7 protein-coding genes are annotated in these 9,025 nt (G+C 60.3%); 2 read left to right on the forward strand and 5 right to left on the reverse strand.

Annotated features, from left to right (window positions below; all coding sequences use genetic code 11):
- Positions 1-58: 58 nt before the first annotated feature.
- Both Q1W70_RS09410 and Q1W70_RS09415 read right to left on the reverse strand, forming a co-directional pair.
- Positions 59-988, reverse strand: coding sequence for a LysR family transcriptional regulator (locus Q1W70_RS09410; RefSeq protein ID WP_166592246.1), 930 nt, complete (start codon positions 986-988; stop codon positions 59-61).
- 55 nt (positions 989-1,043) lie between these two features.
- Positions 1,044-1,694: a TonB family protein gene (locus tag Q1W70_RS09415; protein WP_166592247.1), complete on the reverse strand. Its 651-nt coding sequence runs from the start codon at positions 1,692-1,694 to the stop codon at positions 1,044-1,046.
- Between the two features lie 175 nt (positions 1,695-1,869).
- Between Q1W70_RS09415 and Q1W70_RS09420 the strand changes: the two genes are divergently transcribed.
- Both Q1W70_RS09420 and Q1W70_RS09425 read left to right on the forward strand, forming a co-directional pair.
- The gene (locus Q1W70_RS09420; protein ID WP_302098792.1) at positions 1,870-2,766 is read left to right on the forward strand and encodes an RHS repeat-associated core domain-containing protein; all 897 of its coding nucleotides are present in this window, start codon (positions 1,870-1,872) and stop codon (positions 2,764-2,766) included.
- Between the two features lie 298 nt (positions 2,767-3,064).
- Positions 3,065-4,087 carry an RHS repeat-associated core domain-containing protein gene (locus Q1W70_RS09425; RefSeq protein WP_302098793.1) on the forward strand — a complete coding sequence of 341 codons (1,023 nt, stop codon included), beginning with the start codon at positions 3,065-3,067 and terminating at the stop codon, positions 4,085-4,087.
- Here Q1W70_RS09425 and Q1W70_RS09430 read toward each other — a convergent pair.
- From Q1W70_RS09430 to Q1W70_RS09440, 3 genes are read right to left on the reverse strand one after another with little or no spacing between them, the layout of a single operon-like run.
- Positions 4,053-5,420: an HlyD family type I secretion periplasmic adaptor subunit gene (locus Q1W70_RS09430; protein ID WP_166592249.1), complete on the reverse strand. Its 1,368-nt coding sequence runs from the start codon at positions 5,418-5,420 to the stop codon at positions 4,053-4,055. The genes Q1W70_RS09425 and Q1W70_RS09430 overlap by 35 nt on opposite strands.
- Positions 5,410-7,566 (reverse strand): type I secretion system permease/ATPase, encoded by a 2,157-nt coding sequence (locus tag Q1W70_RS09435; RefSeq protein ID WP_166592250.1) that lies wholly within the window; start codon positions 7,564-7,566, stop codon positions 5,410-5,412. The genes Q1W70_RS09430 and Q1W70_RS09435 overlap by 11 nt, the downstream gene beginning before the upstream one ends.
- A gap of 40 nt (positions 7,567-7,606) precedes the next feature.
- Positions 7,607-8,959, reverse strand: coding sequence for a TolC family outer membrane protein (locus Q1W70_RS09440; protein WP_166592251.1), 1,353 nt, complete (start codon positions 8,957-8,959; stop codon positions 7,607-7,609).
- Positions 8,960-9,025 lie beyond the last annotated feature (66 nt).

Consider the following 9,025-nt stretch of genomic DNA (forward strand, 5'->3'; position numbering starts at 1 on the left):
ACCGACAGCTGACGAAAACTGACTTATCGACAGCTTATAAGTGCGTCAGACGCAACAATCAGGTTTCCGACGGGGGCTGGGACGCCCGCCAGGTATCGGCACAACTGGCCCTCACCGTCTCGCGCAACCAGCGATGGGCCGGGTCCTTGTCGTAGCGCGGGTGCCAGGCCTGAGTCAGCATCAGGGTCGGCAGCGCGATCGGCAGGGTAAACGAGCGCAGGCGCAAGCCCAGGCGCGAGATGCTGAGCAAGGCTTCCTTGGGCACCGGCAGAATCAGGTCGGAATCGGGCAGCACAAACATTGCCGCGTGGAAGCTCGGCGCAATCAACGCCACCCGTCGCTCCAACCCCAGGGCGTTGAGCGCGGTATCGATCGGCCCGCGGGCAATCCCTCGCCGGGACATGCTGATGTGGGAAAAACTGGCGTAGCGCTCGGCAGTGATCTCACCCTCCAGCAGCGGATGACCTTCACGCACCAGCCCGACAAAGTGCGTGGTGAACAGGTTCTGCACCTTCACTTCCGGGGTGCGCGGGCGGGTATTGCTGATCATCAGGTCGATCCGCCCCTCGCGCAGTGCCTCATCGTCGCCGTCGCCCTCCGGCACAAACCGCAACTCGCAGTGGGGTGCCTGGCGGTTCAGGGTATCGATCAGGCGACCGCCATAGACCCCGACGAAAAAGTCGTTGGCGCGCACGCTGAACCGCCGGCGCAAGGTGCCAAGGTCCACCTCATCGGCCGAGCGGAACAGCAGCGCTGCCTGCTCGACCAGGTCCCGCACCTGGGCCCGCAACTCCAGGGCCTTGGGGGTCGGCACCAGACCACGTCCGGCACGCACCAGGATCGGGTCGCCGAGCGCTTCGCGGACCCGGGTCAGGGTCCGGCTCATGGCCGCCGGGCTCAGGTTCATCCGCCGCGCGGCGCCCACCACGCTGCCTTCGTCGAGCAGGGCATCGAGGGCGACCAACAGGTTCATGTCCGGTAGCTGCATGCTGAGCACTCATGGCTGATCAGAATTGAGTCAGACGCAATGCTAGCAGCCTTTACTACCCGGGTATGCCGAAGGCCTTTTGCAGATCTTTGGGCAGCACACTGCTGTACATCCTTGCCGGCTGCTCTTGGCAGCGCCGGGCGATATCCGGCAATGCATCGATCAACTGGTGATTGAGCGTCATGCCCTTTTGCGAATCGGGCTGGCTGGCGAACACCGGCAACAGCAGCGCGGCACTGGTCTTGGCGAACGTCGGGGCGCTGCTCAACGGCTGCTTGGGATAGCGCTTGCGGAACAGCGCCAACTCCTCGTTCAGCGCGCTGCACGGCTGGAACAGCATGTTGTGCACGACGCTCTGGGCGTCGAGGAACGGATTCTTGGCAGCCGCGGGCGAGAAGATCATGGTGTTCTGCGCGTCGACCACTGCCGGCGCGTCCGCCGTGACCTTCCAGGGCTCGAACCGCCAGTGCTCGGCCGCCGCTTGCGCCGCCACGCCAAACGCTTCATGGGTGGCGCTGAGGACTTTTACGTCGGTGACGGAGCCATCGTTATGAATGTTCAGACTGATGCGCGCATCCCCCACCACATCGACCAGTTCCGCCGGATACGCGGGTTTGGGCATATAGGCCGTGTCTTTGGATGGAGGGTATGCCGCCACCGCGTTGAACGAGCACAGCAGGGCTGCACCGAGCAGGAGTAGACGCATGGAAAGTCCTTTTAAAGGCGCCGAAACAGGGGGCGAAGATTGTCGCGCATCGCATCGACAAAGAACAATCATTCTCATTTCATACTGGCAGTTCTGCTAGTTCCAAACTTCACAGCAGCCGTGTAGAACATCTGACCAATACCGACTTCGACCTTATCCTTGCAGAGGCCCGCTCATGACTTCTTCCAGCGCTGATCATCCGCGTCATACCACTCGACAACGCACTGTGTTGCTGGCAACAGACCGCAACCAGTCGATCATCGCTGAAATCGCAGATGGCAAGCACACGCGCATCGCCTACACCACGTACGGCGAGCAGTCCGCACAAGAGCCCGTCGCCACGGCATTGGGCTTCAACGGCCAATTGCGCGAAAGGCGCATCGACGTGTACATCCTGGGTAACGGCTATCGCCCGTATAACCCAACACTGATGCGTTTCCACAGTCCGGACAGTTGGAGCCCGTTTGGTCGGGGTGGGTTGAATGCCTATATGTACTGCGTGGGGGATCCGGTGAATCGAGTGGATCCCACAGGGCATTTTTCATGGAGGAAGGCTGCGATCAATACTTTCAACTTCTTCTTCGGCGGCCCAGAGCGAACGGGGCCGCATACCCCCACACTCACACAAGGCATGGCGGAACGGAGTCTGGGTGGACTGCGGCCGGAAAGAGCGGGTGAAGGCAAGGCACTTGCCACTATCGGCACCGCTGTTGCGGTGGGCGCACCCGTGCATAGGTCGGAAGGTTTGTATCCAGGAGGAGAAATAAACACTTCAGCACGGTGGGGTACCGATAAACACTTTGTTGGCTCGACAACTGCTATGACCCGACCGGCGCAAAACCCCAGCTCATCGAATATGCACTCATCAGTACAACAGTACGCTGGCCCGTCTGGCTACAATCCAAGAAGAGAGCAGAATCATTTACAAGGAGGAGAAGCACATCCGCGACGAGACTACTTCAAAAATAGTGAAAGCTCTCTTTCCAGCATAGGTTCTGACTGGACCCGAGCATCCAGTACTAACCCCGCATCAAGTATTAGCAGTGGCAGGCTGTCACTCGCCTCAGTCTGAAGTCAGAAACCTGGAGGAATCCCGTCAGCGATTGAATGCAATGCCGCGAGAAGATGTGCTGCATCACCCACGGCATCTAGCAAACCGGGAGGCCTTGCGGAGGGCCCGCCTCAACCGTACGCCCTCCCCCTGACTCGATCCGTCGTTACTTCAAAGGCTCCAACTCACTTGATGCCCCCTGCCCGAGGTGAAGCATTTCGCCCTCCCCTAGCAGCTCTGACAGATCTCATGCAAGGTCCGGCGCGTAACAGTAAGAACCCGCATTCACCTCGGCCCCACCCACAGCAGAGGTCCGCTCATGACCCCATGCTCCCCTTTTGCTCAGCGAGAGCCGACTTGGCAACGCACTGTGTTGCTGGCATCCGACAACAGCCAGTCGATCATCGCTGAAATCGCAGATGGCAAGACTAACGCCCTCGCTTATTCCATCTACGGTGAGCAGTCAGCGCAACGGAAGATCGTCACGCGCCTGGGTTTCAATGGTCAACTGCGCGAACCGAAGATCGGCTGGTACTTGCTGGGTCACGGCTACCGCGCCTACAACCCGCGACTGATGCGTTTCCACAGTCCGGACAGTTGGAGCCCGTTTGGTCGGGGTGGGTTGAATGCCTATATGTACTGCGTGGGGGATCCGGTGAATCGGTCGGATCCGACCGGGCATTCTTGGTTGAGATTGTTCGCTGGACTGCTGGACGATGCTGGCGTGGTAATGCCCTGGACCCGCCCAATTGATCACGTTCCTTTCCTTCAAAGAACGGGTAAATCATTCAATGCCTTGAATTTACCGAATGTCAGTGATGCCGCATTGAACATTACGATCGGGATGAGACCCGAGAGGAGCGCAGAACTGACTGGAATACTAAGCGCCGGCGTCCCTGTTTTCGCCCAGAAACCCAAGGTCCGATGGATAGGAAAAGATTCTGGCGGGGATAGGCACTCGACAGCACAGTGGGGCAATGACCGACATCTTGCGTCTGGTACAAGGGGTCGATCAACACCAAACGGCTTCACCCCTGCGATCGGAGCAACCCGCACAACCAAGCCGCCTCACGGCATGGATCTGGGCCCTGAAGAAACATGGACACTCACTGTTCATTCGAGCAAAGGGGTGATTCTGGCTCTTCACGTAGCTCCAGCTCTTCATCGCGGGTGCGCCGGAGTTAAAGAAAGTACCGATGAGGACAGTCGCGCAAGCCACGACGGTGGCACACACCCTTCGCACACAACCCGGCGCCTACAGGCAACATTGTCTGTAGGCGCCGGTCTGCGTATAGGACAACCTCCCATCAACGCTCGTGCAACGCCTCGGCCCGGGCCTTGATGATTGGCTTGAGCAGGTAGCTGAGGATGGATTTCTTGCCGGTGATGATGTCCACCGAGGCCACCATGCCGGGGATGATCAGCAAGGGCTTTTCATCGGTGCCCAGATGGCTGCGGTCGGTGCGCAGGGTGATCATGTAGTAGGTGGTTTTCTTGTCTTCGTCGGTGATGGTGTCGGCACCGATCTGTTCCAGCTTGGCCTTGAGGCCACCGTAGATGGTGTAGTCATAGGCGGTGAACTTGACGATGGCTTCCTGGCCGGGGTGCAGGAACGCAATGTCTTGCGGGCGAATCTTCGCCTCGACCAGCAGGGTGTCGTCCAGCGGGACGATTTCCACCATGTCGCTGCCGGGCTGGATCACGCCACCGATGGTGTTGACCAGCAATTGCTTGACGATGCCCCGCACCGGCGAGGTCACCAGGGTGCGGCTGACACGGTCTTCCAGGGCCTTGCCGGTTGCCTGGGCCTTGTTCAGGTCGGTGCGCGCTTCGTTGAGCTGGGTCAGCGCCTCACTGCGGAATTTACCGCGGGTTTCGTCGATCTTGCGTTGTACTTCCTTGATCGCCGACTCGGCACGGGGGATCGCCAGGGTGGTGGCATCCAGTTGGCCACGGGTTTCGACTTCCGCCCGCTTGAGTCGCAACACTTCCACCGGAGACACCGCGCCCTGGGCCACCAGCGGCTCGGACATGTTGATTTCCTGGCGCTGCAAGCCCAGGGCCTGGCGGTACTGCGCTTGTTTGGAGGTGAACTCGCGCAGCTCTTGCTGACGCTGGATCAGTTGCTCCTTCAAGCCGCCGATTTCATCGTTCAGTTGCTGGCGGCGGCTGATGTACAAGGACTCTTCGCTGGCAGCTTGCACCGGCACGGCTTTCATCACGTCTTCCGGGAAGGCCAGCGGCCGGTCATCGACCTCGGCGCTCAAGCGTTCCACACGCAGCAGCATCGACAGCCGATCCGCTTCGGTTTCGCCGACGTTGGACACAAATCGCGTGTCGTCCAGGCGAATCAGCGGCGCGCCGGCTTCGACGATCTGCCCTTCGCGAACGAACAACTCGGCCACGATCCCGCCTTCGAGGTTCTGGATCTTCTGCAACTTGGACGAGGGAATCGCCTTGCCGTCGCCACGGGTGACCTCGTCGATCACCGCAAAATTGGCCCATACCAGCATGAACACGAAGAAGCCGATGATGCCCCAGATGGTCAATCGCACCACGCGCGGGGCGTCTTCGATCAGCGCCTTCTTGACCTCGGGCAGGGGTTGCCCATCGAGTGAGTCGGAGCCTTTGAAATAACGACGGATCGAGTCGCGCATACCGGACTTAAGCAACACTGATCTGCCCCTTCTTCAACGCTTCCATGACCACGGCTTTTGGACCGTCGGCGAGAATTTGCCCACGATCGATGACCAGCAACCGATCGACCAGCGACAGCAGTGAGGCGCGGTGCGTGACCAGCAACACGGTCTTGTTCTCGATCACGGCTTGCAGGCGTTGTTTCAAGCGTTCTTCACCGGTGTTGTCCATGGCGCTGGTTGGTTCGTCGAGCAGCATGATCGGCGGATTGAGCAGCAGCGCACGGGCCATGGCCACGTTCTGCCGCTGGCCACCGGAAAGGTTTTGCCCACGCTCGCCCACTTGCAGCTCGTAACCTTGCGGGTGCAGACGGGCAAATTCATGCACGCCCGCCAGTTCGGCCGCCTGCAGCACCATCTCGTCCTCCACGTAGCGAGCACCGGAGACCAGGTTGTCGCGCAGGGTCCCGGCCAACAGCTGGATGTCCTGCGGCACGTAGCCGATGTTGTGGCGCAGCTCGCTGACGTCGATCTGGCGGATGTCCACGCCATCGACCAGCAAGGCGCCGTCATCTGGCTGGTACAGGCCGACCAGCAGCTTGGCCAGGGAGCTTTTGCCCGAGCCGCTGCGGCCGATGATGCCGATCTTCTCGCCCGGCTTGATCACCAGGTTGATGTTCTTCAACGCCGGGTTCTGCTGCCCCGGGTAGGTGAAGTTCAACTGACGGCATTCGATAGCGCCTTGCACCACGCGGCGGCTCAGCGGGCGCTCATCGAAATTGCGCTCTTGGGGCAGCTCCATCATGTGGTCGACCGAACCCATGGTGACCTTCGCCTGTTGATAGCGGGTCAGCAGGCCGGACAGCGAGGCCAGCGGGCTAAGTGCGCGGCCACTGAGCATGTAGCAAGCGATCAGGCCGCCCATGCTCAGGTTGCCGGCGATGATCTGGTACACGCCGAAGGCGATCATGATCACCCCGGCCAGTTGCTGGATCAGCAAGGTGATGTTGATCGACAACCCGGAGAGCATTTTTACCCGCAGTTCCAGGCGGCTGAGGGTGCCGATGGTCTGCTCCCACTGATACTGGCGTTCGCTCTCGGCGTTGTTGACCTTGACTGCGTCCAGGCCGGCGAGGGTTTCGATCAGGCTCGACTGGCGCTCTGCGCCCAGGGCCATGGTGCGTTCCATGGTCGCCTGCAGCGGCTTCTGCAAGACATAGCCGATCAACAGGGCGATCGGGAAGGCCAGCATCGGAATCCACACCAGGTGTCCGCCCAGCAAGGCGATGACCAGGAAAATCAGCAGGGTGAACGGCAGGTCGATCAGGCTGGTGAGTGTCAGCGAGGCGAGGAAGTCGCGCAGGCTCTGGAACTCATGGATGTTCTGCGCAAAGCTGCCGACCCGGGCCGGTCGGTATTTCATCGACATGCCGACGATCCGCTCGAACAGGGTGGCCGAGATGATCAGGTCGGTTTTCTTGCCGGCCAGGTCCAGGCACAGGCTGCGCAGGCTCTTGAGGATCAGGTCGAACAGGTAGGCGCCGGTGATACCGATGACCAGCACCCACAGGGTGGCTTCGGCCTGGTTGGGCACGACACGGTCGTAGACGTTCATCACAAACAGCGGCGCGGCCATGGCGATGATGTTGATCAGGAAACTGGCGGCGATGGCGTCGGCGTACAGCCAGCGCGAACGCTTGAGGGTGTCGCGGAACCAGGAGCGTGCACGCGGGATCAGCGTGCCGTGGTTCACATCGAATTTATGCTGGGGCTGGGCGAAGAACGCCTGCCCGGTGTAATCGTCCGCGAGCATTTCGCGGCTGACCAAGATTTCGCCACCGTCGCTTTCGCTAAGCAGCAAGCGCGCCTGGTCGTCGCCCTGCCAGCCCAGGAGGACCGCACTGCGGTCATCCTTGAGCAGCAACAGCGCCGGCATGGCAATCGCGGGGATCTTGTCCAGCTTGCGTTGCAGCACCCGCCCTTGCAGGCCGGCACGCGCCGCTGCACGCGGCAGCAACTCGACACTCAGGCGCTGCTTGGGCAATGGCAACCCGGTCGTCAGCATTGCCGCGCTGGCGGGTTTCTGGTGCAAGGCGCATAGCGCCAATAATCCGTCGAGCAACGGATCATCGTGCATCGCGCGTGGATCATGACTGAGATGAACTCGACTGGCTTCTGATTCCACGCTCGGTACTCTTGGCTATCAATTGAACATTAAATAAAGCTCAATTCATGCCAGGTAGCTGGACTTTTGGCTTCACGTCGTTCTGCACGACGGAGGCCATTGGTGCGACCACTCCCTGGCTCTTGAGCAACTCGCCCATGGTCGCCTTGATTCGATACTGAGTAAATAACTGAATGTTCTTGATTTCCGCCAGGCGGCGGGAAGCGCTGAACAATTCGTTTTCACTGTCGAGCAAGTCGAGCAGGGTCCGCTCGCCAAGACTGAACTGCTGCTGGTAGGCACTGCGCACGCTGGTGCTGTAGTCGACATACTTCTGGGCAATCGGCACCTGGGCATTGGCGTTGTTCAAGGCGTTCCAGGCCAGGCCCAGCTCCTCGTTCAGCACCCGCAGGGCATTGTTGCGGATATCCAGGGCCTGGTTGGACTGGTAGGCCTTGGATTCCAGGTCAGCCTTGTTGCTGCCGCCGGCATACAGATTGAAGCGCATGCGCAACATTGCCTGCCATTCATTGCTGTGACCGTTCTGGCCGTCCAGGTCGTTGTCGGCGCTACGACCCAGCTCGGCATCAAAACGCGGGTAGAACGCCGACTTGGCGGTGTCGTACTGCTTCTCGGCGGCAACGATGTCCGACTCTGCGGAACGCAGGATAGGGCTGTTGTCCAGCATCTGCTGGCGCGCTTCATTAAGGTCGGCTGGCAGCATTGCCAGGAACGGCGCAGGACGCTCCAGTTGGTCCGGCAACTGGCCCACGGCGCTCAGGTAATTGGTCTGGGCATCGGCCAGGTTGGTCTGCTCGGTGATCAGGTTGTTGCGGGCCTGGGCCAGGCGCGCCTCTGCCTGGTCACGGTCGGCGGTACGGCCAACACCGCGCTCGGTGCGCAGTTTGATCTGATCGAAGATGCGTTCGTGATTGCGCAGGTTGTCTTCGGCCAGTTGCACGAACTCGCGACGGGTCAACACATCGAGGTAAACCTGGGCCACGGTCAGCGCGGTGCGCTCGGAGGTCCCCAGCAAGGAATAGGCACGGGAATTGACGGTGGCTTGTTGACGCCCTACTTCGCTGGACGTCGCAAAACCGTCAAAAACCATTTGTTGCAGGCGCAGGCTCGACTCGCCACGGCTCAAGGTTTCCCAATCGTTCCTGCCAGTACCCGCGCGGGTGGTCGGGCTGTCAGTGCCTTCGCGACCATAACCACCGAGCAGATCGACCTTGGGCAGGTATCCACCTTCTGCAGCTCTGAGTTGATAATCCGCAGCCAGGCGGTTGTTCACGCCGGCCTGGATTTCCGGATGGACATCCAGTGCCTGTTGCATGGCTTGAGGCAGGGTTTGGGCGTTTACAAAACTGGCGGCGAGGGCGAACGGTAGAGCCTTGAACATGTGCGAAAGCATAAAAGAATTTCCCAGGACTTCATGTCTCAAATCACAGCAAAAGAAGCTGCTGCGGCGGAAAATGGC

The organism is Pseudomonas kielensis (assembly GCF_030505375.1).
GTDB classification, from domain to species: Bacteria; Pseudomonadota; Gammaproteobacteria; order Pseudomonadales; family Pseudomonadaceae; genus Aquipseudomonas; species Aquipseudomonas kielensis.

Coding starts and splice junctions, on each gene's coding strand:
- Q1W70_RS09410 (WP_166592246.1), bottom strand. CDS start 988: ATGCAGCTACCGGACATGAACCTGTTGGTCGCCCTCGATGCCCTGCTC.
- Q1W70_RS09415 (WP_166592247.1), bottom strand. CDS start 1,694: ATGCGTCTACTCCTGCTCGGTGCAGCCCTGCTGTGCTCGTTCAACGCG.
- Q1W70_RS09420 (WP_302098792.1), top strand. CDS start 1,870: ATGACTTCTTCCAGCGCTGATCATCCGCGTCATACCACTCGACAACGC.
- Q1W70_RS09425 (WP_302098793.1), top strand. CDS start 3,065: ATGACCCCATGCTCCCCTTTTGCTCAGCGAGAGCCGACTTGGCAACGC.
- Q1W70_RS09440 (WP_166592251.1), bottom strand. CDS start 8,959: ATGCTTTCGCACATGTTCAAGGCTCTACCGTTCGCCCTCGCCGCCAGT.